Annotated in this window: 25 protein-coding genes (1 of these 25 only partly in view); 5 read left to right on the top strand and 20 right to left on the bottom strand. The window is 57.8% G+C overall.

Going from position 1 to position 24,894, the window contains the following annotated elements; translation table 11 throughout:
* The 4 genes from VN577_12780 to VN577_12765 form a co-directional block, all read left to right on the top strand.
* A protein-coding gene (locus VN577_12780; protein ID HWR15699.1) for a class I SAM-dependent methyltransferase crosses the window boundary here: on the top strand, positions 1-372 show its 3' portion. It extends 225 nt beyond the left edge of the window; 372 of the gene's 597 nt are visible here — the last part of the coding sequence; its start codon lies beyond the left edge, outside the window; the stop codon is at positions 370-372.
* Between the two features lie 154 nt (positions 373-526).
* The gene (locus tag VN577_12775; protein ID HWR15698.1) at positions 527-988 is read left to right on the top strand and encodes a GNAT family N-acetyltransferase; all 462 of its coding nucleotides are present in this window, start codon (positions 527-529) and stop codon (positions 986-988) included.
* Positions 989-1,220: 232 nt separating this feature from the next.
* Positions 1,221-1,796, top strand: a complete 576-nt coding sequence (locus tag VN577_12770; protein ID HWR15697.1) for a PEP-CTERM sorting domain-containing protein — start codon at positions 1,221-1,223, stop codon at positions 1,794-1,796.
* A 252-nt stretch (positions 1,797-2,048) separates the two neighbouring features.
* Positions 2,049-2,393 (top strand): hypothetical protein, encoded by a 345-nt coding sequence (locus VN577_12765; protein HWR15696.1) that lies wholly within the window; start codon positions 2,049-2,051, stop codon positions 2,391-2,393.
* A gap of 104 nt (positions 2,394-2,497) precedes the next feature.
* On the opposite strand, the gene VN577_12760 is transcribed toward VN577_12765, so the two are convergent.
* Positions 2,498-2,914: a hypothetical protein gene (locus VN577_12760; GenBank protein HWR15695.1), complete on the bottom strand. Its 417-nt coding sequence runs from the start codon at positions 2,912-2,914 to the stop codon at positions 2,498-2,500.
* Positions 2,915-3,592: 678 nt separating this feature from the next.
* On the opposite strand from VN577_12760, the gene VN577_12755 reads away from it, so the two are divergent.
* Positions 3,593-4,114 (top strand): hypothetical protein, encoded by a 522-nt coding sequence (locus VN577_12755; protein HWR15694.1) that lies wholly within the window; start codon positions 3,593-3,595, stop codon positions 4,112-4,114.
* 91 nt (positions 4,115-4,205) lie between these two features.
* Here VN577_12755 and VN577_12750 read toward each other — a convergent pair whose 3' ends face one another.
* The 19 genes from VN577_12750 to VN577_12660 all read right to left on the bottom strand — a co-directional run bounded on the left by VN577_12750 (position 4,206) and on the right by VN577_12660 (position 24,889).
* The gene (locus VN577_12750; GenBank protein ID HWR15693.1) at positions 4,206-4,700 is read right to left on the bottom strand and encodes a hemerythrin domain-containing protein; all 495 of its coding nucleotides are present in this window, start codon (positions 4,698-4,700) and stop codon (positions 4,206-4,208) included.
* Between the two features lie 63 nt (positions 4,701-4,763).
* On the bottom strand, positions 4,764-5,261 hold the full coding sequence (locus VN577_12745) for a biotin/lipoyl-containing protein (GenBank protein HWR15692.1): 498 nt from the start codon (positions 5,259-5,261) through the stop codon (positions 4,764-4,766).
* Complete coding sequence (gene accC / locus VN577_12740) at positions 5,261-6,784, bottom strand: acetyl-CoA carboxylase biotin carboxylase subunit (protein HWR15691.1); 1,524 nt, start codon at positions 6,782-6,784, stop codon at positions 5,261-5,263. The genes VN577_12745 and accC overlap by 1 nt, the downstream gene beginning before the upstream one ends.
* Positions 6,785-6,923: 139 nt before the next feature.
* On the bottom strand, positions 6,924-7,739 hold the full coding sequence (locus tag VN577_12735) for a tetratricopeptide repeat protein (GenBank protein ID HWR15690.1): 816 nt from the start codon (positions 7,737-7,739) through the stop codon (positions 6,924-6,926).
* 186 nt (positions 7,740-7,925) lie between these two features.
* Positions 7,926-8,366 carry a biopolymer transporter ExbD gene (locus VN577_12730; GenBank protein ID HWR15689.1) on the bottom strand — a complete coding sequence of 147 codons (441 nt, stop codon included), beginning with the start codon at positions 8,364-8,366 and terminating at the stop codon, positions 7,926-7,928.
* 10 nt (positions 8,367-8,376) lie between these two features.
* Positions 8,377-8,847 carry a biopolymer transporter ExbD gene (locus VN577_12725; GenBank protein HWR15688.1) on the bottom strand — a complete coding sequence of 157 codons (471 nt, stop codon included), beginning with the start codon at positions 8,845-8,847 and terminating at the stop codon, positions 8,377-8,379.
* 27 nt (positions 8,848-8,874) lie between these two features.
* A complete protein-coding gene (locus VN577_12720) occupies positions 8,875-9,630 on the bottom strand; it encodes a MotA/TolQ/ExbB proton channel family protein (GenBank protein ID HWR15687.1) in 756 nt (251 codons plus the stop codon).
* 193 nt (positions 9,631-9,823) lie between these two features.
* Positions 9,824-10,579, bottom strand: coding sequence for an energy transducer TonB (locus tag VN577_12715; protein HWR15686.1), 756 nt, complete (start codon positions 10,577-10,579; stop codon positions 9,824-9,826).
* Positions 10,580-10,850: 271 nt separating this feature from the next.
* Positions 10,851-12,056, bottom strand: coding sequence for a protein translocase subunit SecF (gene secF, locus VN577_12710; GenBank protein HWR15685.1), 1,206 nt, complete (start codon positions 12,054-12,056; stop codon positions 10,851-10,853).
* A 125-nt stretch (positions 12,057-12,181) separates the two neighbouring features.
* Complete coding sequence (gene secD / locus VN577_12705; GenBank protein HWR15684.1) at positions 12,182-13,801, bottom strand: protein translocase subunit SecD; 1,620 nt, start codon at positions 13,799-13,801, stop codon at positions 12,182-12,184.
* 26 nt (positions 13,802-13,827) lie between these two features.
* Positions 13,828-14,151, bottom strand: a complete 324-nt coding sequence (gene yajC / locus VN577_12700) for a preprotein translocase subunit YajC (GenBank protein ID HWR15683.1) — start codon at positions 14,149-14,151, stop codon at positions 13,828-13,830.
* 155 nt (positions 14,152-14,306) lie between these two features.
* Entirely contained in the window at positions 14,307-15,497 is a 1,191-nt protein-coding gene (gene tgt, locus VN577_12695; GenBank protein ID HWR15682.1) for a tRNA guanosine(34) transglycosylase Tgt, read from the bottom strand.
* 44 nt (positions 15,498-15,541) lie between these two features.
* A complete protein-coding gene (locus VN577_12690) occupies positions 15,542-16,204 on the bottom strand; it encodes a tetratricopeptide repeat protein (protein HWR15681.1) in 663 nt (220 codons plus the stop codon).
* A gap of 306 nt (positions 16,205-16,510) precedes the next feature.
* Entirely contained in the window at positions 16,511-18,394 is a 1,884-nt protein-coding gene (locus tag VN577_12685; GenBank protein ID HWR15680.1) for a cytochrome c3 family protein, read from the bottom strand.
* Positions 18,391-19,494 (bottom strand): 6-bladed beta-propeller, encoded by a 1,104-nt coding sequence (locus VN577_12680; GenBank protein ID HWR15679.1) that lies wholly within the window; start codon positions 19,492-19,494, stop codon positions 18,391-18,393. Before VN577_12680 ends, VN577_12685 begins: the two co-directional genes overlap by 4 nt.
* Complete coding sequence (locus VN577_12675; protein HWR15678.1) at positions 19,476-21,305, bottom strand: hypothetical protein; 1,830 nt, start codon at positions 21,303-21,305, stop codon at positions 19,476-19,478. The genes VN577_12680 and VN577_12675 overlap by 19 nt, the downstream gene beginning before the upstream one ends.
* 42 nt (positions 21,306-21,347) lie before the next feature.
* The gene (locus VN577_12670; GenBank protein ID HWR15677.1) at positions 21,348-22,388 is read right to left on the bottom strand and encodes a peptidylprolyl isomerase; all 1,041 of its coding nucleotides are present in this window, start codon (positions 22,386-22,388) and stop codon (positions 21,348-21,350) included.
* 70 nt (positions 22,389-22,458) lie between these two features.
* A complete protein-coding gene (locus VN577_12665) occupies positions 22,459-23,493 on the bottom strand; it encodes a hypothetical protein (GenBank protein HWR15676.1) in 1,035 nt (344 codons plus the stop codon).
* A gap of 112 nt (positions 23,494-23,605) precedes the next feature.
* Positions 23,606-24,889 carry an SMP-30/gluconolactonase/LRE family protein gene (locus VN577_12660; GenBank protein HWR15675.1) on the bottom strand — a complete coding sequence of 428 codons (1,284 nt, stop codon included), beginning with the start codon at positions 24,887-24,889 and terminating at the stop codon, positions 23,606-23,608.
* Positions 24,890-24,894: the final 5 nt, after the last annotated feature.

Here is a 24,894-nt window from a genome sequence, read left to right as displayed (position 1 = left end):
TTCGGACCGCAGCTCCCACCCGCCGATGTCGTGCTCTTCGAGTTTTGTCTCCACGAGATCGACGACGCGGAGTCCGCGCTCGCGACCGCCCGCCAACTCGCGCCCGACGTCGTTGTCATCGACCACGCGCCCGGATCGCCATGGGTCTTCTACACCGCCGAAACCAACAAAGTTCGCAACAGTTGGGCCGTGGTCGATTCACACCACGTTCGCCGCCGTAGCGATTTCGCCACCACCCAGCGCTTCGCCGACGTCGACGAACTTTTGCAAAAGGTCTCAGTCGTCGGCGAACCTGCCATCAGCCGTGCCCGTGCGCTGTCCGGCCAATCCCCGATTGAGATCGAAATGACATACCGCGCCGCGCTCCTCTAAACAATTGAGTGAATGCCCCATTCTTGCTTCTTTTGCTGGGGTGGGGTGAGAAGGTACGCGCCGCACAAACGCTAACGTTAGAATCACAGAAAGTCCGTCCTGCCGTGCCTAATCTATTGCGACGCAATCACAGCCGGCACATCCAAGTTTCTCGATGATCACGATCAGGAAACTTCAACCGGCGGACGAGCGCCGCTGGCGCGAACTTTGGGACGGCTACACACGCTTCTACGAACGCGAGCCGGTTGCGGAAATCACCTCGCATCTCTGGAGACGCATTCACGACGCCGCCTCGCCGGTGTTCGCCATCGTCGCCGAAGAACGTGACCAGGTCGTTGCCATTGCGCATTACCTCCTGCACGACAGCACGTCCCAACTGAAACCGGTCTGTTACCTCCAGGATCTCTTCGTCGATCCGGCACTGCGCGGACGTGGAATCGGCCGCATGATGATCGACCGCCTGATCTCCGAGATGAAAGCCCAGGGCTGGTCCCGACTCTATTGGCAAACCAAGGAGAACAATCACCGGGCACGTGCGCTTTACGACACTTACACGCCCCACAGTGGCTTCGTCCGATACGTAATTGGAAACAAAGCGGACGAAATTCAAGACTGAACGGGAATGAGTCTCCGCGTTCATCCGCTCCATCCGTGTCCTCCGCGGCTGCCTCTAAGTCATCCGTGGATGTGCAACCTTCTGCACATCCCCGGCCCCGCTCCATCGCGCCACCGCTCTAACCCGCAGTAAACACTGGCGTTATTCAAAACCTGCATGGCATTTGAAGTGCTCAGCATGTCCATAACTCCTACGGGGTGTAGGAATTTCAACTTGCCGCGAGGAAACACTAATGCGTGTTTGCCGTTTCCTGTTCTTACTGACGTTGCTCGTCACGCTCGCCACTGCTGTAGGCAGTGCCAGCTCAATCCAGTACATCTTTACCGGCACCGTGTCCGGCATCGTCGGAACTACTACCTTCAGCGATGCCTCGCTCACGCTCACTGCCGTTGCCGATACCTCCGCCATCACCGGTTCCTATGTTGTCGCCCCCACCTCCGCCACCATCGTGATCTCTGGCGTCGGCAGCATGACCGTGACTGGCACCGATTACGTCTTCGCCAACAACGCGGCCAATAAGGTCGGCTACGGCGTGCAGGGCCTTATTCACTGCTGCGACATCATCCAGGTCGTCGATCCTGCCTTTGGCGCCTACGACCTCTCGACCGCCATCGGTCCCATCGGCAACCCGTCCAATCTTTCGATTACGGATTGGGTTGACGCCCCAACCTCGATGGGTCTCATGACCCTCCGCACCTACACCAACTCCACCTTCCAGGCGGTCACTACGGTACCGGAACCTGCATCCTTGTTGCTGCTTGGCGTTGGCCTTTCCGGCATCGCCGTTAAACTGCGCCGCCGCAGGTAGCGATAGTTTCGCGGAAAAAGATTTGCCCCACTCTCATCCTTTTGTTTTGGACGTGAGTGGGGCCAACTAACACTCCTGTCTACAAGCCTCGCCGCCAATCACACATCATTGTGACGTGCCATGAAACGCCGTAACAATTCCCGCCAACTTGCGTTTTTTCAAGCGGAGGGCAAACAAGGGGTGCCTGCAAAGGGAAGCTTGGGCGGGCCGGCATCTACAACCGCACTCACAAACCCCAAGGAGACGATCACAATGAAACGGGCACTGGTATCTCTGGCAATCATCGCCAGCTTGGCATTACCGACAGTTGGTTTCGCGCAAGGCCGCGGCGGCGGCAACCGTGGTGGTGGCGGTGGCGCCGGCATGGGCACGCAGACCCGCGCGCGCATTCACACTCCCGGCACCGGACAACAATCCCGGCAGCAATCCGGCACTACCACCCAACAACGGCAGCGCGATCGCAAACGCGACGGTACCGGTCCAAACTGCACCGGCGACTGCCTTAAGACTCAGCAGCAGACCCGCACGCAGCAGCAGACACAACAGGAAACTCAAACCAAGACTCAGCAGCAGACCCAGACCCAATCCGGTAAGTAAACCGGCCGCCCACCCCTTCCCGTTAGCAGGAGGGGGTGGGATCTCGTTCACTTAAACGTTATGAACTCCCCCTTTTGGGAGCCTGACCTGAGCTTAGCGAAGGACTACGCCGCTGCCTTGAACTTCTGGTCCACCGTCGGACGGAAGAGAGTTTTGTACAAACCGCGCACTCCCATCCACAGCGCGTAGTACAGCGCGATTGCCAGCAGCACCATCAGGCCGCGCCAGCGGTAGCGGACATACGCGCCCATGATTCTTCCCGGAATGTTCAGCACCAGCGTTGCGCCGGTTCCGGCAATCAGACCCAGGATCGCCCCCCAGTACGGCAACTTTTCCGGCATCCACGCCTTCGGCGTCAACATCGCCCAGATGCCCCACGTTACTGGCGCCATGCACCAGAGGAGGGCCACTTGATACGGATTGTTCAGCGTGGAGTTGTGCGCGAAGGCAAACAAGATCAACGCGCCGCACGCAATCGCGATAGCGCAAACGGCTGTCGCAGACACAAATGACTTCAGCATCGGTCCCACCTCCCCGCGCCGATTATCTGCCTCTGGAGGTAACCCGGCTCAACGGAAAATGAGTTCACCCAGCCCTGAATTCCCAAATCGAAACTGGCGCAGGACGAACCGGGGGTTTAGCCAGGGGCTTACCGAAGAACCTCTGTACTTGGTTTTTTGTCATTCTGAGGCGCACCCGAAGAACCTCTGTACTTCCGCGCCCATCCGCACAATCCGTGTCATCCGCGGCCCGTTTTGGAAAATCGGATGTCAAGGGGGTCCACACCCTCTTTTTCACGTAAGTTGCTGATTTAACAGCAAATATAAATCTGAAAAACTTGGCATGATGCCCCCACCCAAATTGCTATTCTGAAAATGTAGGTAATGAAGGCCTGTGTGGGGCGGACACTCCTGTCCGCCGCAGTTGCTTTTGCACTGCGGTGAAGATGCCAGTTCCGTCTCAGGACTTTCGTTGTCGGAGAACACAATCTTGTGCCTCGCAGCTAAGTCCTTTGTTATCAAATTGATGTTGTAAGTAGCTGTAAAATCAGCGACTTATAAGTCCTTTGTTTTCATTGTCTGTCGTGTAAGTGGTTTGTTTTCTAATCCGGGAGGGGGTGGGGGTACCCCTCTATCAACGACGTTAGCCCCAAACCAAGCCTGGCCGAGCGCCAGGCTTTCTTATTTGGAGAAGAAGATATGCAGGCTCCCATTTGTGAGCACATCAAGACCGACGGCAAGCGCTGCGGCGCCGTCGCCACCCGCGACCAGCACTATTGCTACTACCATATGCGATACCATCGTCGGACCGAACTGCCCACCGGGCATACCGATTACCGCGTGCCCGTCTTCGAAGATTCGCGCTCCATCCTCCTCGGCATTCACCAGACTATCGAGGCCGGGCTCTCCGGCAATCTTGATCCCCGCCTCTGCTCGCTGGCTCTCTACGGTTATCAGGTCGCCGCATCCGTGATCCAGCGCCGCGATGCCCGTTCCCCACTCGATGAAGAAAAGCTCGAAGCCGAAGCCCGCGCGGAACTGGAAATGAAGCTCAGGTTGAAACTCAAGTCGACCGAAACCCACGATGAAAAAGAAAATGCGCACGAGGGCCCCAGCCTGATGCAGACCTTCGTCGACACCCTCCAGGAATTGAAGAACGGTGAATGGACTCCGGCCCACCTGCTGGACGGCAGGACTGAACCTGAACTGGATCAAAAGTGAAATGGACGGCGGTTCACAAACCAGACATTTATAAAGGCCAGTCTCTCGACTGGCCTTTGCCCGAACGGCGTCTGGCTACTGATGACTGCCGTTATGCCGCTTCTTCGCGGACGTCGTCGCGCGTTTCCTCGAGGTCGCTGGGGGTCTCTTTTTCCAGCTCTTCCTTGCGCGCCGCCAACTGGAAGCCAAGCTTCTCCAGTTCTTTCTCGTCGAAAATCTTGCGGGCTTGCTTGAACATCTCGCCCTCTTCTTCTTCGATATGGTGTTCAATATTTTCTTTCGCCACGCTGAGTTTTGCGCCCCAGCTCTCGTCTTCCGGCGAAATCTTCGACAACTCGCCAAACACCATGTCCACCACGTGGTGCTCTTCGTATCCTTCGAGCACGATTTCTTTCAACTTCGCCTGCTTCTCGAACGCCGGATACACGAGTTCTTCCTCGAGAATCTCATGCATCGTTAGTTCGCGCTTTGCCTTGGCAAACAGGTTCTGGCGCTTCTTGGGCGCGCTCTCCCCAGTCTCGTCGAGCAGCGCCAAAAGCCTCTTCAACTTCTCGTGGTCCTGCTTAAGCAGTTTAAGTGCGTCCATCCGATATTCTCCTTGCAGAGTTGGATGGCGCAAGTTGAAGCCCAGGTTGGGACGAAACGAGAGCTACTCCACGATTGCGAGCACGTCGCCGGAGGTGACCGAAGTTCCCTCTGTGACCAGCACCTGCTTTACGACGCCCTGCTTCGGAGACTTCAGCTCGTTCTGCATCTTCATGGCTTCGATGACCAAGACACCTTCGCCCGCATTCACCTCTTTGCCCACTGGTGCGACGATGCGGACAATCTTTCCGGGCATGGGCGCGAGCAGCTTCTGCGGACCTTCGACGCCTCCGGCCTTACTACGACGGCTGCGCAGCGACCGCGGATCGCGAACATCAACCGCAAAGCGCGCGCTCTTCACCCACAGGTGCGTATCCGTCGCCGTGCGCTCGCGCTTCACCTCGTACGCTTCGCCGGCGATGATGACCGACATGACGTTCGGGCGCGCCAGCACGGCATCGACCTGCACCGGTTCTCCGTCAAGCGAACATTCCCAGCGCTCGTCGATGCGGCTGAGATCGAGCTTGTAGTTCTTGCCGTCGATGGTGATCTCGTATGTCATCAAAGGCTCCTCAGGGCTTCGGCGCGGCCCGCCTGTTTCCACTTCGACTGCTCTTTCGCAACACCGGTCACAGCTCCATTTCCGGAAGCAACCGTGGGTTCCAGCACGGCAAACAAGCCGGCGGCGATGGCGGCCACGCGCACCTTGTCGTCGTGGCGCTCGTCTTCCACATTGTTCGTCTGCGGGTCGGCCAGCATGCGGTCGAGAAAACCCGTGTCGAGTTTTCCGGCCCGGAAATCCGGATGCGCAAGAATGCGGCGGAAGAGCGAGATATTGGTCTTGATGCCGCCGACGAAGTACTCGTATAGCGCGCGCTGTAAGCGGGAGATTGCTTCTTCCCGCGTAGCGCCGTAGCCGATCAGTTTGGCGAGCAGCGGATCATAGTCGATAGGAACGTTCCAGCCTTCGTACATGCCGCTGTCGCGGCGGATGCCCGGACCGGAAGGGGCCAGCAGCAGCGTGATCTTGCCCGGACTGGGGAAGTAGTTGTTGTCGGGATCTTCCGCATAGATGCGGCACTCGATGGCGTGTCCGCGAAGCCGAATGTCGTCCTGCGTGAACGGCAGTCTTTCACCGGAGGCGATGCGGAATTGGAGATGGACCAGGTCGTGTCCGGTGACAAGTTCGGTGACCGGATGCTCCACCTGGAGACGGGTGTTCATCTCGAGGAAATAGAAGTTTCGCTGCTGGTCGGCGATGAACTCGATCGTTCCGGCATTGGTGTAGCCGCAAGCTTTGGCGGCCTGCACGGCGATGGCCCCCATCTTGGCGCGCATTTCGGGCGTCACGATGGGGGAAGGAGATTCTTCCAGGACCTTCTGATGGCGGCGCTGAACGGAGCATTCGCGCTCGCCCATGTAGACGCAGTTGCCGTGTTCGTCGGCAAGGACCTGCACCTCGATATGGCGCGGGTTCTCGATGTACTTCTCGATGTAGACTTCGCTGTCTCCGAACGATCGTTGCGCTTCGCTGCGCGCGGCTTCGAAAGCCGACTTCAGGTCCTTGGGATCGCGAACAAGGCGCATCCCCTTGCCGCCACCTCCGGCCGCAGCCTTCAGCATGACCGGGTAGCCGATCTTCTCGGCCACCTCACGGGTCTGTTCGAACTCGAGGCCGCGCAACGAACCGGGAACGAACGGCACGCCGGCGGCTTCCATGCGCTGCCGCGCGCGCGTTTTGGAACCCATCATCTGCATCGCCGAAGGGGGCGGGCCGATGAACTTCACACCTGCATCGGCACACGCCTGCGCGAAGAGCGCGTTTTCGGAGAGGAATCCATACCCGGGGTGGATGGCTTCCGCACCAGAAACCTTCGCCACGCCAAGAATCTTGCCGATGTTGAGGTAGGACTCGGAGGCGGTGGCGGGTCCGATGTGGTACGCCTCGTCGGCCTTGCGCACGTGAAGCGATGCGCGGTCGACGTCGGAGTAAACCGCAACGGAGCGGATGCCCATTTCGCGGCAGGCGCGAATGACGCGGACGGCAATCTCTCCGCGGTTGGCGATCAGGACTTTTTTGAACATAGAGGGCTCGGAAGAACCAGCAATTCTATCCGACTGCGCACTTTTCGGGGAGGATGTGCAAAGAGCGCCACCGAGGAGACCCGGCACAAAAAACAGAGGCCTCGCCCGTGGGGCGAGGCCTGAGGTTCCGCCAGTAGATTTACTTCTGTTCCATGGTAATGCCACCGCCGGCAGCGGCCGCAGCCTTGTCGGCCTTGCGCTTCTTGGCGGCGAGAGTCTGGTCAACCCATTCGTCGGCTTTCTTCAGGTCGGCTTCGCGGGCAGCGGGATCGCCGCACTCGATGTCGGCCTTTTCACGCCAGAGCAGGTTGTAATAGGCCATGGCGTCGTCGTAGTCTTCGCGAAGCTTGAGAGCCTTCTCAAGCATGTCCATGCCTTCCTGAACCTTGGCTTCGTTCTTTTCCTTCAGAGCCTCACAGACTTTTTTGTCCTTGATCGGATCTTCCGGCTTCAGACCGAGCTTGTTGCGCTCTTCCATGCGCGGCTGGTAGGTCTCCGTCCAGTTGATCACGGCGATGGAGTAATAAGACTCGGGGTCGTTCGGATCGGCGGCGATGACCTTGCGGTTGTATTCCTTGGCCTCTTCGAACTTCTTCATCTGGAAGTAGAGAGAGGCGATACCCTTCAGGCTAGTGATGTTCTGAGGATCCTTCTGGAGAACGTTCTTGAACTCCTGAATAGCCTGCTCGGCGTTGCGATTATTCTCGGGGGTATCGGCACCGGGGATGTACTGGTTCGCGTAGGCAGTCGCAAGATAGAGACGCGCATTGATGAGGGAGTCATCGAGAGCGACCGCATTCTTGAACTTTTCGATGGCGTCTTCATACCTGGCATTCTTGTACGCTTGAACGCCCTTGTTGAGCTGATCGCGCGCCCTGAGCTTGTTGCAGCCGGTAGACGCGAGAAGCATGAGTGCGGAAATAACCAACGCTAGAATTTTTGCGCTTCTGTTCATTGCGATATAAGTCCCCCTTTTCAGGGATCAAATAGGACGCTTGTTTTCGCCCCGCGTCCTTTGTATCTGGTGTGACCGACTGCGTGCCCACAGAGACCGGGAACTCTGGATTGTAACAATCCGGGAGGCAATGCGGCAGACGTTTTAGGCCTGCCGCATCTCCCGAAGTTCTGAGGGGTAAAGCCTTTACTGACCTGCCTCGACGGCCGCTGTCATCAAACCGACCTTGATATCGGGGTCGGCAAGGTGAGCGAGATCGATTACCTGGGCCACGGTCTGGAAGGGGAGATCGTTATCCGCCTTCACGAACATGACCTTTTCGGCGCGGGTCTTGAAAATGTCGGAGAGGCGGCCCTGCAAGTTTTCAATCGTGACATCGTCCTGATTGATCTTGTAGGCAACACCGCTTCCGGCTTTAAGGGCCTGAACCACGATCGTACGATCGGAGGGGTCAGACTGTTTTGTCGGGTCCTTGGGCGGCTGAGGTACCAGCGCGTCCAGACCTTTCGGCGTGAGTGGCGTGATGACCATGAAGATGATCAGCAGCACCAGCAGCACGTCAATCAACGGGGTGACGTTCATGTCGGCGTTCTGACCGCCACCGCCACCACTAACTCCCATTGCCATAAAAAACTCCTTAGTCGCCCGACGGCGTAGGTGTGGTCGCAGCCGCCGGTGGCGGAGTTCCCTGTTTACGCTGTTCGGTCAGCAGACCCAACTGGTCAACACCCGCAGAGCGAACGTTGTCCACGACGTCAACCACGGCTCCATACCGTGACCGTGCATCTGCACGAATGAAAACGCGCTTGTCGGTGCGGTTCGCCAACTTATCTTTCAACTTATTGGTGAGCTGATCGACCGGCGTTTTCTCGGTGCCGAAGAAAACCGTGCCGTCGCGCATTACGGCGACGATCAAAGCATCTTCTTTATCCGCATCGGCCATGGGCGTAGGGCTGTCGGTCTTCGCGAGGTCCACGCTGACGCCCTTCTGCAACATGGGCGTGACCACCATGAAGATGATCAGCAGCACCAGCATCACGTCGACCATGGGGGTGACGTTGATGTTGGAATTGACCTTGCCGCCTTCATTTCTCTTTGCCTGTGCCATAAGACTCCTCCGTTCCGGCGTCAGTGATTACTTGCGGAGCGCTGTGCGGCGCTTCAGGAAGTAATCAACGAGTTCGCTGGAAGAGTTGTCCATCTCGACGTCGAAGGCTTCCACGCGGCCGGTCAGATAGTTGAACATCATGACGGCCGGGATGGCGACGAACAGACCGATAGCAGTGGCGACGAGCGCTTCAGCGATACCGCCAGCGACGGCGCCCAGACCGGTTGCCTTCGACTCGGCGATGCCGCGGAACGCGTTCAAAATACCGACGACCGTTCCGAACAGTCCGACGAAGGGAGCGGTGGAGCCGATGGTGGCGAGACCGCCAAGACCACGCTTCAGTTCGGCGTGAACGATGGCTTCGGCACGCTCAAGGGCGCGCTTGGAGGCTTCGATGGTTTCACCCGGAATGTCGCTGGATTCGCCGTGAGCGCGGAATTCCTGCAGACCGGCGACGACGACCTTGGCCAGGTGGCTCTTCTTGTTACGCTCGGCGATCTTGATCGCTTCTTCGATGTTGCCGTTCTTCAACGCGCCGGCGACCTGGGGAGCAAACACCCGGGACTGCTTGCGAGCTGCGCTGAAGGCCATCCAGCGGTCAATCATGACGCCGATGGACCAGCCGGACTCGATGAAAAGGATGATGACGACGATGCGGGCCAACCATCCCATCTGTTTCCAGAGGGAGATCGGATCCCAACCAGGCATGCCTTCCTGAAGCATGAACATAGCCGCCATCGGCGTGTAAGAAAGTGCGAGTGTTGCCAAATTTGCTACGAACATTGGTTAGCTGTTCCTCCTCAGAACTTTTGAACAGAAAATCAGTATTGCTTTTGATGCCAGCCGGGCGAAACTCACCCGACCTTAGCCGGAAAATACACGCACTACAGCCGTGTATGAGCAGCTTGGAATGCCTGCGGACCGGCAAGGATGGCAGCCTGAACCAAAATTGCCATTCCTGCCGGGACGCGAATTTTTACGAACCACCTGCAAGGGTGAAATTGACGGTAATCTGCGTATCCACCTCGACGGGCTCGCCATTCAGGAAGTACGGGCGGTACTTCCACTGTTTGACGGCGTCCAGAGCGGCCGGAGCCAGCATCGGATGCCCGCTGATCAAGCGGAGGTTCTGAATGGTACCGTCCTTGCCGATGGCAGCCGCCAGAACAACCGTTCCCTGAATACGCGCTTGACGCGCCAAAGCCGGATAGGTGGGCTTCACCTGGTGAACCAGAAGTCCTTCCGAAACGCCCTGCGAAACACGGACACGCTGCGGAGTGGCCACTTTGGGCACCACTGTGGTTGCGGTCTGACCGATGATTCCACCGATCACACCACCCATGGAACCGCCGGGTACGCCACCGGGAACACCACCGACGACGCCAGTTGCACCGGACATCGGCGGAGGAGCTTCCTCTTCCTTAATCATCTGGACTTTCTGCGGGATCTTGGTGGGCGTGCGGAGCTGTCCATTGTCCAATTCCGTCTCGATCTTCCGGACCACCTTCACGGGCGGTGCTGCTGCCGGCGGCGGAGGAGGCGGGGGAGGCGGAGGCGGCGCCACAAGGAACGTCATTAACTGTTGCTTGGGCAGCGCTTCAGTGTAGATGAGCGGAATCAAAACCATGACTCCGATCAAGACGATTTGGAAGATGAAGGAAATAAACGTGGTTGCACCGCGCCGTTTACTCTTCAGTCTTCCACCAGATTCAATAAGGCTGTCTTCAAACATGGCCTGCTTCTCCGTACCGATACTTCCCTAAGAACTGTTAGACACCGACGGCTAGCTTTTTGCTCCCAAAATCGTAAGCTGCCGGCCCGGCAAAACACGCAATTCGATACAACCAATCCCGAGTCCAGAAAACGGACTACAGGCTCAGGAAAACGGGACTGGGTACTGCCGCAAATTGGCCCATGGAGACTGGAAAAGCACGGTTCCCCTGCCGGACCTGGAACCGGCAGAGGAGTCGCGAACTGCGTAACCCAATTACAAGTGCCCTAAACTACCGGGCGCGGGCTTTTTCCTTGCTGCGCGCGGCAGGTAGCGATACCGCCTGAGCAGCCAAGCCCTTTTTGTTTGCGCGCCAACCCTGGTAAGCAACCAGCATCGGAGCAGCAATGAAGATCGACGAATACGTGCCGATCAAGATACCAATTACCAGCGCAAACGAGAAGCCGTGGAGGACCTCTCCTCCGAACAGGAACAACGAGAGCACCGTCAGGAACGTAAGGCCCGAGGTCAAAATTGTTCGACTCAGGGTCTGATTGATGCTTATGTTCACGATCTGCGCCAGGCTCTCGCGGCGCATGAGCTTCACATTTTCCCTGATTCGGTCAAAGACGACGATCGTATCGTTCATCGAGTAACCGGTCAGGGTGAGGATAGCGGCAATCACCGTGAGCGAGATCTCCTTATTGAGCATCGAGAACGCGCCGACGGTGATGAGCGTGTCGTGGAACACCGCCACCACAGCCGCAACACCATATATCAATTCGAACCGGAACCACAAGTACACGAGCATGCCGAGCAGCGACAGCCCGATTGCCTTGTAAGCCTGGATCTGGAGCTGCTTTCCGACCTGCGGGCCGACGATCTCAACGTTGCGGACGCCAAAATTAGAAAGATAGAAGCTGGATTGGAGTACCTGCACAACGTTGGGATCGAGCACCTTGAGCTGGTCGAAGCTGGAGAATACACCTCCATGCTCCTTGTCGCGCAAGTCGACGATCTGCTGCGCGATCGCCTGATAGCGCTGGTTGGCGTCGGTTCCGGCACGGACGGGATCGGCCGTGAGCAAAGCGTCAAAGACACTCTGGCTGCTGGCGTTATTGAGGTCCTTCTTGTTCGGGTCGGGGCTGGTGCCTTCGAGCGCCTGGATGATGGTGTTCTTGCCGGCATCGAGCGCCTGCTCGCTGGTTTCCTGAATATCGAGCGAGATCAGGAGTTCGTTCATTTCCGGCTGGCCGATGCGCTGAAGCTTGGCCTGGGTCAAACCGGCCTTGGCGAGCAAGGAGCGCACGTGGTTCTCATCGGGACGCTGGGTGAATTTCACGTAGACGAGGGTGCCACCACGGAAGTCCACGCCGAGCGGCAGGCCATGCCAGAAGAAGAGCGAGAACAGGCCGGCGACACTGAAGATCAGCGAGAAGGCAAGGAAGTACCACTTCTTGCCCAGAAAATCGATGTTCGAATTGCGGAAGAATTCCACCTAAAACCTCTTGTATCGGGTCATTTGGTCATCGGGCCGTTGGGCCTATTCTGAAGACCAAGCCTATTTCCAAAACTTACAACGAACCGAGCGACCGGAAATGCCCCAATCGCCCGATCCAATCACTAAATCGAAAGCGGCTCGCCCGCCCGGTGCCGGTTCAAGTGTGCGTCGAAGATCACGCGCGACACGAACACAGCAGTGAACAGGTTAGCCAACAAACCGAACGCCAGAGTCACGGCGAATCCGCGAACGGCACCAGTTCCAAAGATGAACAGAATGGCCGCGGAAACAATGGTCGTGACGTGGGTATCGACGATGGTCACCCAAGCATGGGCGAACCCTTGCGAAACGGCAGAGGTCGGCGTCTTGCCATGCCGGAGCTCTTCGCGGATACGCTCAAAGATCAGGACGTTCGAGTCGACACCCATACCGACGGTCAAGATGACACCTGCGATTCCAGGCAGCGTGAGAGTCGCGCCAGTAAAACCAAGGAATCCAAGCAGGATGATCAAGTTGAGGACCAAGGCCAGATCGGCGTTGATGCCCGCACCGCGGTAATAGATGAGCATGAAGACGATCACGGCAATTAACCCGATCACCGCAGCCAGAACGCCGTGACGGATGGAGTCAGCACCGAGCGACGGTCCGACGGTGCGCTCTTCGAGGTAACGAATACCCGCGGGTAGCGCGCCGGAACGGAGGATCATCGCGAGATCCTTGGCCTGCTGATCGGTGAAGGCGCCGGTGATGCGGCCTTCATCGTTGATCTGCTCCTGGATGGTGGCGACTTCCTGGACCTTGTTATCCAGAACGATCGCTAACCGGTCGCCCACATGGGATCCGGTGAAGGAGCCGAAACGACGGCCGCCATCGCTGGTCAGCATGAAGCGAATCGCGGGACGGTTGTTTTCGTCGCGAGTAGGCTCGGCACCGCGGAGGTCACGGCCGGTGACAGCAGAGGAACGGGATAGCAAATACCAAACGTCAGCACGATCGCCGCTGCCCGGGCCGCCTTGATAACGGCCTTTCATCAGAACCGAGTCGGGAGGAAGCACACCACCGCTTTTCTGAAGAGCGTCCTGCTCGGAGCTGAAGGGACCATCCAACGCCTGCCGAATCTGAAGCATGGCGGTGGACTGCATGATTTCTTTCACACGCGCCGGATCGTCAACGCCGGGGAGCTGAACAAGAATCTGATAAGCGCCAAGCCCATGCTCTTCGATGACAGGCTCGCTAACGCCGAGCTGGTCAATTCGGTTGCGGATGGTTTCGATGGCCTGCGTGACCGAACGCTGCTTCAGGTCCTCGAGCACGGAAGACTTCATGGAAACGGTCCACGAATTCTCGGCACCGGAGGCGAGATCGTATTCGGGGAGCCGCTCCTGCACAATGCGGCGAAGGTCGGCGCTGGACTCGGGCGGCACACCCTTGACGGAGATCATTTCCGGATGTGTGTTCGGGTCGGGCTGGGTGATCTCGGCGTAGGTGATGTTGGCGGTCCGCAACTCGGACTTCAGCCGGTCGACGGCGTTGTCGGAATCGGCCTTGATGGCGTCATTCACCATCACCTGAAGGATGAGGTGGGTTCCGCCACGGAGGTCGAGACCGAGACTGATGCGCTCACGGACGGCGGCAGTGAGGCCGGCTTTACTAAGGCTCTTGGGAATACCGAAGATGCCAAAAAGAAACACCAGCATCACGGCAACAATGAAGATCGTTTTCCAGGTCAGGTTCTTGTTCATTTTGTACTACTGCTGAAACGGAGTCGTTACTGCGCTTTTTGGACTTCCTCACCCGTGGCAACCGAGACGATAGCGGTACGGGCCACTTCCAACCGGATGTTATCGGGCGGAACGCGCAAATGAATGTTCTCGTCGCGCAAAGCGACGATGGTGCCCTTGATGCCGCCGCTGGTGGTGACACGGTCGCCGGTCTTCAGATTGCCAAGCATGGCTTTCCACTGTTTCTGCCGGCGTTGCTGGGGAAGAATCAGGAGGAAATAGAAGATCGCAAAGATGAAAACCAGGGGAGCCCACGCCAACCAACTCGAACCGGAAGGCGCCTGCAGGATAAGAGCGCTTAACTCTTGCATATACATGACTTTCAATCGGCTGCTGCTCACACCGGCAGCCTGCATACCTTATGAATTCGTACTCGTTATTTCTCTATTGTACCTGCGGGAACTGATGAGACCGGCCGCTGTTTGCGCCTATGGGACATAAACGCGACCAACTTCGGGCCTTCCCTTTAGGTATGAGCTGGGGAGTTCAAACCGCGAGACCGGACACCAGAAAGAAACCTGGAGAATTCCCCAAGTAGAATAGATTGCCGCACCAATCGCATGGTGTCAAGGTAGAAGGCCAGATTGTGCACGGTATTCAGCACCTGCGCGAGCAGTTCGTTGGAGGCGTAAAGGTGACGGAGGTAGGCACGCGAATACCGGGCGCAAACCTTGCATCCGCAGGCCGTGTCGATGGGGCTCTCGTCGAGGGCGTAGCGTGAGTTCTTGATGTTGACTTTGCCCTGCGAAGTGAACAGCAGGCCGTGGCGGGCCGCACGGGTCGGGAGCACGCAGTCCATCATGTCGATGCCCATGCCAACGTACTCCACAATTTCTTCCGGAGTACCCACGCCCATCAGATAGCGCGGTTTGTTTTCAGGCAGATGGGGGAGAGTGGCGTCAACCACGTTATAGGTAATGTCACGGGGCTCCCCGACACTCAGACCGCCAATGGCGTAGCCGGGAAAGTCCATCTGCACAAGCTTTTCGGCGCATTCACGGCGAAGATCGGGGTACATACCTCCCTGAACGATGCCGAAAAGGTTCTGGTCGTTGGTGGAGAGATGAGTGTCGCCGGCCCAAGGGACCTCGTGCTTATGCTGGCCGAAGTAGGCTTGGCTTCGTTTGGCCCAGCGGAGAGTCAGATCCATCGATTCACGAGCGCGGTCCCGTTCAGCCGGATGCTCGGTGCACTCATCGAAGGCCATGATGATGTCCGCGCCGAGGGCGATCTGGATTTCCATGGAACGCTCGGGGCTGAAGAAGTGGGACGAACCGTCGAGGTGCGAGCGAAACGTGACACCTTCTTCCGTGAGCTTGCGGAGATCGCTAAGGCTGAAGACCTGGAATCCGCCAGAATCGGTGAGCATGGGACGGCGCCAGGACATAAAGCGGTGGAGTCCGCCGAGTTTGCGAACGTTCTCGTGGCCTGGGCGCAAGTACAGGTGATAGGTATTGCCAAGAATAATCTGGGCGCCGAGTTCTTCCAGGAGATCTTGCGAAACAGCTTTGACAGACGCAACGGTGCCGACCGGCATGAACACCGGCGTCTTCACGACGCCGTGGGGCAGTGACATACGCCCGGCGCGCGCGGCGCCATCGTGGGCTGTGACTTCAAACGAGAGCGGCACGATGTCGATTGTAATGGAGACAAACAAAAGAGCCGCCCCGAAAGGCGGCCTAAGATGAGAGTGAAGCTGAGTTATGAATCCTTTGTGTTTTTGGTCTTTGCAATGAGATCTTCGATCTGCTGTTTTTGCGCGGGATCGCTGACGACCTTCAAGAGCTTCTGCCACGAGGCAATTGCGCCCGCGGAATCCTTCTTCCCTTTCAGCTTGATCATGCCGAGGTTGTAGAGCGCGCCGGCGAACTTGGGATCGTAACTGAGCGCCTTTTCGAGTTGTGCGACCGCTCCGTCTACGTCGCCGGTGTAGTAGAGGCACGTGGCAAGATCGGTGCGGACCGCGGCATTCTTAGGATCAACTTCGAGGGCTTTGGTGTAGTACTCGGCAGCTTCCTTGAACTGGTGAGTTGCGCGATAGACGTTGCCCATCTTGTTGAGGGCGTCGAAGTTCTTCGGATGTGTCTTCAGCTCCTCTTTGATGGGCTGAGCTGTTTTCTCCGCCATCTGCTTCATCTGCTCCATCGTGGGAGCGCCGCCGCCCATACCCGGGACTCCGGCGTGCGGATTCACGGCCTGCTGCGCAGTTGGTTGGGCGTGCGTATCGGCGACGGGAGTTTGCGATCCACGGAGAAAGTATCCGATCACCAAACCGACCACCAGGCACGCAATGGCCATCGCATAGACTTGCTTGCTTTGCCACGTTGGGGTGGAAGGCTGGGCTGTTTCGATTTCGTTTGTCATATCGTCTGCTCGCTTGTTCGGTACTGCTCGCCCGGTTCCTACGGCGCTGGAGCAGCCTGATTACTGATATTCAGGCAGTCGCATTGCCAATCCCGCCGTATCGTCGTGTCTATATCTCTCGTGTCTTGAGATACTTACGAGCGCTACTCGCAGTGCAGGGAGATTCCCTCTGAATTCCGCGAGATTCCGCTCACCTTGACGGGAGTTTTGACCCGGTAGAAACAAGTTACGCAAGGACCCCGTGAGGGGCAGGAACTCTAATCACAAGTATCTGTGCGATACGTCACTCGGGCCGGAAGCCGCGCCTTACGGAACGACTTTCGTGACTCCACTAGACGTGTGGTCGGCCATGTGACATCTCAGGGTACAACTGGTTCCGCTGTACGAAATAACTCCGGCATTCGGCGCAACGACCTTGATATCGAAGTTCACGAGACGTTGGCCGTTCAATCCTGATCCGCCGGCAGGAACGCCATGTGCGCTGTGACATACAGAACACGAAATACCTAACTCATTCACGTGCTTGCTGTGTTTGGGGAAAGTGACGTCGCTTAGGACATTCGTCAGATCGTGGCATTTCGCACATAGCGAGTATGGGCCACCGGACGATGGACTGGTAGGCGGATTGGGATTCGGGTTGATGATCGGCGATCCTGGACCGCCGGTTGGGAAAGTTCCGGCAGCAACTTCGCTGGCTACGTATCGCCGCTCGAGGATGTGATCGTTGACGGAGCCGTGTGGTCCATTCGGTCCGATTCCGCCAAACTCACGATTGACGTCGCTGTTGTGGCAATCGGTGCAGAAGAGGCGTGTCCCCATAAGCCTTCCCGCAGTAGTGCCGTCGATGTTCCACATCGCGGAGAGCAGACTGGGCTGCGTCCCAGGAGAATTGCGGTCCCGCATGACGGGGTGGGCGCTGATGGAAGCGCTGCCAAACTGTGGGATTAGGTTCAACTGGTCGCCACCAGTGGCAAGGCGTGACGGAAGATATCCGAACGATTCAGGTGCGAGTTTTCCGGTGCTAGTGCCATGGCAGCGCAAGCACGTTTCGTACTGCTGGCTTGCCGCGGCGAGGAGAGTGCCGTCGGAACTAACGCCGCGGGCGCCATTTTGCGAGGGCCGGATGCCGGGCGGAGTTGAGAACGTCATTACCTGCTTGGAGCCGTGACTGTCGTGGCAATCCACGCAGGTGGTGTGGCGATTCTGCATCAAGATCGTCGGCTCGGTTACGGAGTGCTGGTTGGTATCGCTGGCGTAGGGATGCCCGCGCTTTGCCATCTCGGTGAAAACGTTCGGTAGCGCCTGGACGAGCTTGTCGCCGCCACCGTGGCAGGAATAGCAGCTCTGGCTGGTGGTGTCGATGTTGATAAGACCAGTCGGATTACGGAGCAGGCCTGAAGCACCGCCGGCATTGTGCTGAGCGTGACAGGAGGCGCACGCGAAATCGCCCACCGTGGCGTAGTTGCCCCATCCGGAATTCGCTTTGACGGCAGCGACGGATGTCTCGTGAATGTTCGAGGGCCATGTCGCCAGCGGATTGCTCTGGCTGTTCACGGTGCGCGGCTGCGTCTCGTGGCACGAGAGGCAGATTGCGCCGGCCTTTCCATCACGCACGAGGAACGAGGAAGAGTTTTTGTCGAGGAACTGGTTGTGCGGGTTGTGGCACGAACTGCATTCCACGTTGCCGTTAATCAGCTTGACGGAACCGGTGCTGTCCGAGGTTGCACCCGAAGCTGCGAGCGTTGCCACGAGGTGCGGGGCATCTTTCAGGGGCAGCCTCAAACTGAACGGGTGCGATCTTTCGAGTTGAGCCCCGACAAGATTCTCCATCGTCCCGGTGGTGAAGAACTTTCCGTAAGGAACCGAAAGACCGGGAGCGACGGTACCATCGTGACAGCTCAGACAGAGAGAGCTTACTTCGCCAATGACGGGCTGCTGAGGCTCGTTCTGAAGTGTTGTGCTGTTGTAGAGCGTGTACGTCTGCGAGGAGAAGGTTTGCCCCCAGAGCGGCCCTTTCCCGGTGCCGGAGTGCGGCACATGACAATACAGACACGCCGAGGACATGGTCCCGTGCAACGGGCTGCTGGCGACCGATAGATCGTGCGCGCCAAGAATGTCGCGGTTGGGGGTGGTCTGGGCAAACGCCGAGGACACAACCAGCAGCAGGATCAATGGGAGCCAACGCCTCACGGTTGACCTCCTGCGGCATGCAAGGCGCGGTACTGGAAGACCTGGACACGCCGATTATAGGAGTCAACGACGTAGACGCGATCGGACTTGTCGATGAAGAGTCCAGCGGGAAGTTGGAACTGCCAGGGCTCAGTGCCTCTCTGTCCGAAGGAATAAAGCAGACGACCTTCGCGGTCGAAAACCTGGACGGTGCCCGAAAGGCCTTCCACGAGATAAATGTGGCCTTCGGAATCGATGGCAATGCCCTTCGGGCGGAACAACCCGCCAGCGGATTCGTCGCGGGAACCAATCTGGCCGAGGGCTTTACCTTCGCGGTCGAACAACTGCACACGGAAGTTCATGGCATCGACGACGACCAGCAGGCCGCTGCGAGCGAGGATCTCCGTGGGGTAATTGAATTCACCGGGTCCGCTGCCGTGTTGCCCGATGGTTCGAATCACGCCGCCTTTTTTGTCCAAAAGATAAATCTTGTCGCGGAGAGTGTCGGTAACGTAGACATCACCCTTGTCAGGATCAATCGCGATGCCTGTGGGACGTTTGAAGAAGCCTTCTCCGTTACTCCCCTTGATGCTGCCGAGCACGCCAATGTACTTGCCGCTGGGCTGGAACATGAATACCTTTCCGGCCTTCGAGTCGGTGACATAGATGTTGTCCTTACCATCGACCGTAATGCATTGCGGCTCCATCATGGCGTCCTTACTTTTCTCGAGACGCTCGATGAACTTGTACTTGCGCTGAGCGGGATCGAAGATGTGGATGCCGGACATGCCCGGATCGGAGACGATGACGCGTCCCTTGGAATCCACGGCAACGCCGTAAGGCCGAAGCATCGCCTTGTAATCGCGCTCGCCAGCGACGACATCTACCAACCTTCCCCAAAATCCGGGCTTACCGCGGATATCGCGCTCATTGGTATAAGTACGTTCAAACGAAAGCTTGCGGCCGCCTTCAAGGAGCAGTTCGGGGATTTGCTGCTCAGATGGCTTATTCTTGCGGGACTGGCCGGCGTAGGTAGGGATCGCCAGCGAAGTTACTAACAGGCCCGTTAGCGCCACGGCAGACAAAAATGCCCTGGCACTCTTCAGAAAATGTTGAACCATCTCGTGATACTCAGGCGATACGAGTTTACCACCCGACCTGGACCCGCCACCGTGCCGATGTCCTGATAGCTTCGGTTGAAACCGCCGATAAATGCGAACTTACGAAGTCGGTACTCGAAACGCGCGCTGTAGCGTTCGCCGATGTTCCTGACGCCGGTTTGGCCCCGCGCGGTTCCATTGTCGATGCTTACGTATCCGACAGCGAGGAGCAGGTTGCGGCGGAAACGAGTGCTGAAGTTGACGCTATACGAACGGGCGTCGAAGTAAAGGAAGTCGTTGGCGATCAACGCACCATCGGGAGCGGCGGTCAACGCGCCACCGGAGGTGAGAACGGCCGTGCCACTCGATTGCGAGTAGCTCGCGCCGACTGCATACCTTCTCCAGGCAAAGCTAGTGCCGAAACTCTCCGCGCGGTTGCCATTGCCTTCCTGAATCACTAACCCACTGCGCGATCCCCGGAAACTTGTGGCAAAGAACGTGTCCTGGTTGAAGCGCCGGCGGATGCTGCCGCCAAAGCTGTAATTGCTGGACGCTTGAACATTAATCAGCGTCTGCACGTTCTGCTGGTAGTTGAAGTCGGCGGAGCTTTCCCATTCGCCGATCTTGCGGTTCATTCCGAGGTTGGCGACTAAGCCCAAGCCCTGGTTTCCTTCCTTGCTTAGGGTGTCGATGACTCCCAAACCGAAGTAGAGGAAACCAAACAGCGGGCTGGTGTAGTTGTAGGTAACGGATCCTCCGTACTGGGAGTTTTCAAATTCGTGGCCGGCAAACCATTGCCGACGATGATTGAAGTGGCCATTCAGAGCAAGGCGCCGGAATACGCGCACGCTCGCCGTGCTGCCGAGGTAAAGCGATGAGGTGTCGGTGCTAAACAGGACCGTCTGGGCGCTTCCGCCGGTGCCGAACAGGGGCTGGCCACTGGCGGACAGGTTTGTCGTGTAGCTGACAGTCTGGCCAAGCGAGAGCCAGTATCTCGGGTTAATAGTGGCTGAACCGTTGTAGGCCGTTGAGTCCCAGGTATGCCCATCCTCACCCTCGTAGGAGGAATGCGCCCAGCCGGTTCCGAAACTTCCGTTGAGGGGGAGATTGTGTTGACCGGAAGCGGTGTAGGTGGTGCTGCTACCGCCGTTCTCGAAGGGCTCCGCGGTCAGGTATCCAGGCGTGACGAAGTGGTTATTGTGGCGATCAATTCCACCTTGCAAACTCCAGCCCTTTAGTTTGTAGCCGCTGCTCAAGCCGTAGTTACGCGAACTGGTCTCGCTTTTGCCTTCCACGCCGGTTACGGAACCTGAATTCTTGCCGGAGTCGTAGTACAGCCGCAGTTGCGGGTAATTGGGCACCAGAACGCCCCAAGTGACACCAAAAGTCCTACCCGAGGAATCGCCCTCCAACCCGGGGACGCCGGCGATACTGAACTCGCTGTTGGCACTGAAATCCTTAGAGAAGTTGATGCTGCCGGGGAACATGCTGCCCCCGAAAAAACTAAGTCCGCCACCGAAACCGGTAGAACTGGTCAGAATCTGCGATTCAGAGTTTGCCTGCATCCTTTGGAAATACGGGCGGAAGTTGAAGGAGATGAAGTTCGGGTGAAAATAATGACCATCAAGATTTGCATCTCCCTGGAAACCCTGTGAATGGGAAGAAGGCAGAAGGGCCGTATTTGCGAAGGAGCCGCTGTACCCGTAGCCCAGGTTGCCATTCATGGTCATCACGGTGTTGTCACCCACCTGGAGTTGGGCCATTGCTGGCGTCGCAAGCAGCAACAGCAGCATGGCTGCACCAATGATCCGACCAGATTTCTTTTCCCTCACACTGCTACTCCGGTACATCACGGCCCCCTGGGATTTGCGGCCTTACAACACTTCTACGGTGGCGTTCTTACGCAACGTCTTGTGCAACTCGGCGCGACGTTCTTCGAGCCTGACCTTCTGCAAGTCCGATTGCAGTTTCGCTTTCACATCCGCAAAGGGAATGCGTCCCGCGGGCTTGTGTTCGTTCATGCGGAACACGACATAGGCACGGCCGAGTTGGACGATATCGCTGACGGTTTCCGGCTTCATGGCGCGCGCAGCCTTGACGATCTCGGGTGGCAGGTTCGGAGCAAGCACGGTGCCACGGTCACCGAGTTTCATGCGCCAGTCGTCTTCGGATACCTGCTCAGCGAGGATGCCGAACTCACGCTTGGTTTTGGTCTGGCGAGCGAGCTTGAGAATACTGGCGATCTTCCGCTTGGCTTCGGCGTTAACATCGGCCGACGCGTTCTCGGGCGGAATGATCGAGATGGTCTGGATACTGAACGTTTCCGGACGATCGAACAGCTTGGGGTTTTTGTTGTAATATTCTTTCGCCTGGGCTGCCGTTACGCGCGACTTCTGGTTCACTTCCGTCGACAGCATCTTCTCGATCAGCAGAGAGCGGCGAATCTTCTCTCGCAGAACCTGGGTAGAACCGTTGAATTCGATTTTCAGATAATCCTGATAAACCTTCTTATCCGGGAACTGCTTGCGAAACGCGGCTTCGGCCTTGGCGAGGCGAGCTGGGGCGACCTGAACGTTCTTACGTTTCGCTTCCTGGTAGAGCAACTCCTCAAAAATCAGCATATCCATGGCGCCTTTGCGGATCTGCGGTTCCATGGACTTCGGCACGCCGCCATGCTGCTGGGCGTAAGGAAACATCATCTCCATTTCGCGCTGCAGGTCGATTTCGGTGAGCACTGCGCCATTGACGCGAGCAACTGGTTTGGCTGCCATGGCGACGATTGAGTTGGGATTTTGCTTGGCTTGTGCCTTCACGGTGGGTGCGTGAGAAGCAACGGGCGCGTGAGATGAAACCTGCGCTGACGCAAGCGTCGCAGCTGCCGCCGTCAATGTAACTACCAGAACCTTAAATCGCATAAATCCTCTTTACTGCTTCACCAGCGAAGTGAAACAAGGGGGAGGAGATCCTCCCCCTTAAGTACGGCAATTAGAACGCGGTCGGAATGCTGATTCCGGAGCCTTCGTTCGAACCACCCGCACCCGTGAAGTGGCACTGACGGCAGAACTGAGTGGCCGAAGAGGCCTTGGTTCCACCGGCAACGTCCGCGCCCGGGTTGTAGGGAGCTGCGATGAAGAAGTAGCTCGGGAACGTGCCCTTGGTCAGCGTGGCGATAGGATTCGTCGAGCTGGCCGAAGCGGTGTACATGCTGTGGGGCGTGTGGCAGGTGGTGCAAACCACATAAGCCTGATCCACAGAGGTGGCATCGTCGTCGACCGCCCAGCCCGCGCCTACGCGCGCGCCGGTGATCGTCGGCAGGCCGTAGTTCTTGCGGAACTCTTCGAGAGCGCTGCCGGTGAAGGAGGTGCCGGTGCTGATGTACTTCGCGCCGCTGGAGTTGGTGGCGATCGCCAGCAAGTTCGTCGAAGCCTTGATACCGCCGAGGGTTCCAAGATTCGCTCCTGGGCCCACCGGGTGATCGTTTTCATAGTTTCCGAACGTGCCGCCGTCCGCACCGAGGAGGGTCGGGATCGGCTGCTCGCCGTAGCCAGCAGGCAACAGGCCAGCCGACTGCTCGAAGGACTGGTTCGTCATCATGGCGCCCTTTGCGACGTTTCCGTCGTGGCAGGACAAGCACATGGCAACGCCCGTGATCTGGCGCTCAGGCGAAGTCTCGGTGATGCTGAGGTCGCCCGTGGGGAAGTTCAGAGTGGCGTTGTAGATCGGACCAAGGTCCTGCCCCCAGAGGGCCAGGTCGCCAGAGTCGCCTTCCACAGCCACGGATACGTAGTCAGTACCATTCCACTGCAGGGTGCCGCCGTTACCACGGGCACCGCTGTGCGGAGCATGGCAGCCGACGCAACCGCGTCCGCCGTTCTGGTGCGCACCCAATTTATCGATGTTGAACTGAATACCGCCAGTCACGCCGCCCACCGGGCTGGCATATGTGCCTGGGGTGAACTGCGCCATCGCGAGACTGGTCATCACCAGCATAGCGAGGACGACGATCATAAGTTTCTTCATTGCTAAAAGACCTCCTGATATTCACTGCAACGTCTATGTAAACTGCTACTGCTTACTGCACCGGTTCCGATGTGCCGGGCCCGGTATGACTGCAAGTACCAACAGTCAATCTCTATTCCGGCTTTGCGTCCGGAGAACTTTTCGTAGCGCTCGAGCGGCGTTCTTCCGCCTTCTTCTTCGCTTCCTCGTCGCGGCGTTCCTTTTCAGCTAGCGCCTCGGCATTGGTGACATAACGGAACATTTGCGCGCGTCCGGCAAACTGTTCCGTGGTGATCACGCGGTTGTCTTTGTCGACGTAAACATTGGCCAGGCTTTCGAACTGACCCGGTAGCTTGCCGTGGCCGCCCATCCAGATGAGCAGTCGCCCTTCGGGCGTGAAGACCTGCACGCGGTCCTGCATCGCGTCGGCAACCCAGACGTGACCGTCGGCGTCGATGGAAACGCCCTTTGGCCGGGCGAAGTAGCCGGGGCCATCGCCTGCGCGTCCGAAGGTGCGGATGAAATTGCCTTCGGAGTCAAAGACCTCAATGCGGTTGTTCCACGTATCGGCGACGAAGAGGTTACCGTCCTGATCTACGGCCACTCCTGTTGGCTTGGAAAATTCGCCTGGCTTGGTGGAAGTGTGCTTCAGGCCGGGAGTACCGATCTTGCGTAACAGTTTGTAGGGCGGGTCGGCGTCGTACACCAAGACCAGATCCTGCTCGGCATCGGTGACATAGAGCAGTCGATTCTCGTTATCGATCGCAAGACCACCGGGATCATGAAGACCTTCCGCAATTGAGCCTTCTACTTTGCGCTGGGGATCGAATACGAGCACGCGGCGCATGCCGCTGTCAGAAACGAAGAGGCGGTCCGAGTCGTCGATGGCGAGGCCGAGCACCCACTGGAACCGGGCTTCGACCCCGTTCTTGATCATTTCGTACTCGCCGGTTTCCATGTTGACGATGAAGATGGCGCGGACTTTGCTATCGGCGATATAGACACGGCCCTTGGAATCGACGGCGATTCCATTCGGAACCACGAGTTGCCAACGCGCCTTGCCTGAGCCGGGGGCCTGACCGGTTGCGATACCGGACACGCGTTCCATCCAGCTTGCCTTTTTCTTCACCTGGGTTGGAGGAACCCATTTTTCGCCGGACCAGTAATTCAGATACTTAATCCGCGTAATCGCGGGAGGATTGGGCCATACGATCTTGGAAAGATCGAGATTCTCGAGGAAGAGTCGATTCTTGCTGACCAACTCCGACTCGGCAGGCTGTCCTTTTTTCCCTTTTTCCTTCTTGTCCTTGCCGTAAAGCCACGGAGACCCGGCCAGCACAAGGATCATGACCAGGCCAGCCAGTAGCGCCGTCTTTGTGATTCCCTTGTGAACCGAGTTTTTCTGAACCGCCGACATCTTCT

It is taken from the genome of Terriglobales bacterium, from assembly GCA_035561515.1.
Lineage (GTDB): Bacteria > Acidobacteriota > Terriglobia > Terriglobales > Acidobacteriaceae > DATMXP01.
Note: the sequence above shows the minus strand (reverse complement) of the source record. Positions and strands in the feature narration are given on the sequence as shown.

Bases quoted from the DNA above. Each gene is read 5' to 3' on its own strand.
- VN577_12775 (HWR15698.1), top strand. From the start codon at position 527: ATGATCACGATCAGGAAACTTCAACCGGCGGACGAGCGCCGCTGGCGC.
- VN577_12770 (HWR15697.1), top strand. From the start codon at position 1,221: ATGCGTGTTTGCCGTTTCCTGTTCTTACTGACGTTGCTCGTCACGCTC.
- VN577_12765 (HWR15696.1), top strand. From the start codon at position 2,049: ATGAAACGGGCACTGGTATCTCTGGCAATCATCGCCAGCTTGGCATTA.
- VN577_12760 (HWR15695.1), bottom strand. From the start codon at position 2,914: ATGCTGAAGTCATTTGTGTCTGCGACAGCCGTTTGCGCTATCGCGATT.
- VN577_12755 (HWR15694.1), top strand. From the start codon at position 3,593: ATGCAGGCTCCCATTTGTGAGCACATCAAGACCGACGGCAAGCGCTGC.
- VN577_12750 (HWR15693.1), bottom strand. From the start codon at position 4,700: ATGGACGCACTTAAACTGCTTAAGCAGGACCACGAGAAGTTGAAGAGG.
- VN577_12745 (HWR15692.1), bottom strand. From the start codon at position 5,261: ATGACATACGAGATCACCATCGACGGCAAGAACTACAAGCTCGATCTC.
- accC (HWR15691.1), bottom strand. From the start codon at position 6,784: ATGTTCAAAAAAGTCCTGATCGCCAACCGCGGAGAGATTGCCGTCCGC.
- VN577_12735 (HWR15690.1), bottom strand. From the start codon at position 7,739: ATGAACAGAAGCGCAAAAATTCTAGCGTTGGTTATTTCCGCACTCATG.
- VN577_12730 (HWR15689.1), bottom strand. From the start codon at position 8,366: ATGGCAATGGGAGTTAGTGGTGGCGGTGGCGGTCAGAACGCCGACATG.
- VN577_12725 (HWR15688.1), bottom strand. From the start codon at position 8,847: ATGGCACAGGCAAAGAGAAATGAAGGCGGCAAGGTCAATTCCAACATC.
- VN577_12720 (HWR15687.1), bottom strand. From the start codon at position 9,630: ATGTTCGTAGCAAATTTGGCAACACTCGCACTTTCTTACACGCCGATG.
- VN577_12715 (HWR15686.1), bottom strand. From the start codon at position 10,579: ATGTTTGAAGACAGCCTTATTGAATCTGGTGGAAGACTGAAGAGTAAA.
- secD (HWR15684.1), bottom strand. From the start codon at position 13,801: ATGAACAAGAACCTGACCTGGAAAACGATCTTCATTGTTGCCGTGATG.
- yajC (HWR15683.1), bottom strand. From the start codon at position 14,151: ATGCAAGAGTTAAGCGCTCTTATCCTGCAGGCGCCTTCCGGTTCGAGT.
- VN577_12690 (HWR15681.1), bottom strand. From the start codon at position 16,204: ATGACAAACGAAATCGAAACAGCCCAGCCTTCCACCCCAACGTGGCAA.
- VN577_12680 (HWR15679.1), bottom strand. From the start codon at position 19,494: ATGGTTCAACATTTTCTGAAGAGTGCCAGGGCATTTTTGTCTGCCGTG.
- VN577_12670 (HWR15677.1), bottom strand. From the start codon at position 22,388: ATGCGATTTAAGGTTCTGGTAGTTACATTGACGGCGGCAGCTGCGACG.
- VN577_12665 (HWR15676.1), bottom strand. From the start codon at position 23,493: ATGAAGAAACTTATGATCGTCGTCCTCGCTATGCTGGTGATGACCAGT.
- VN577_12660 (HWR15675.1), bottom strand. From the start codon at position 24,889: ATGTCGGCGGTTCAGAAAAACTCGGTTCACAAGGGAATCACAAAGACG.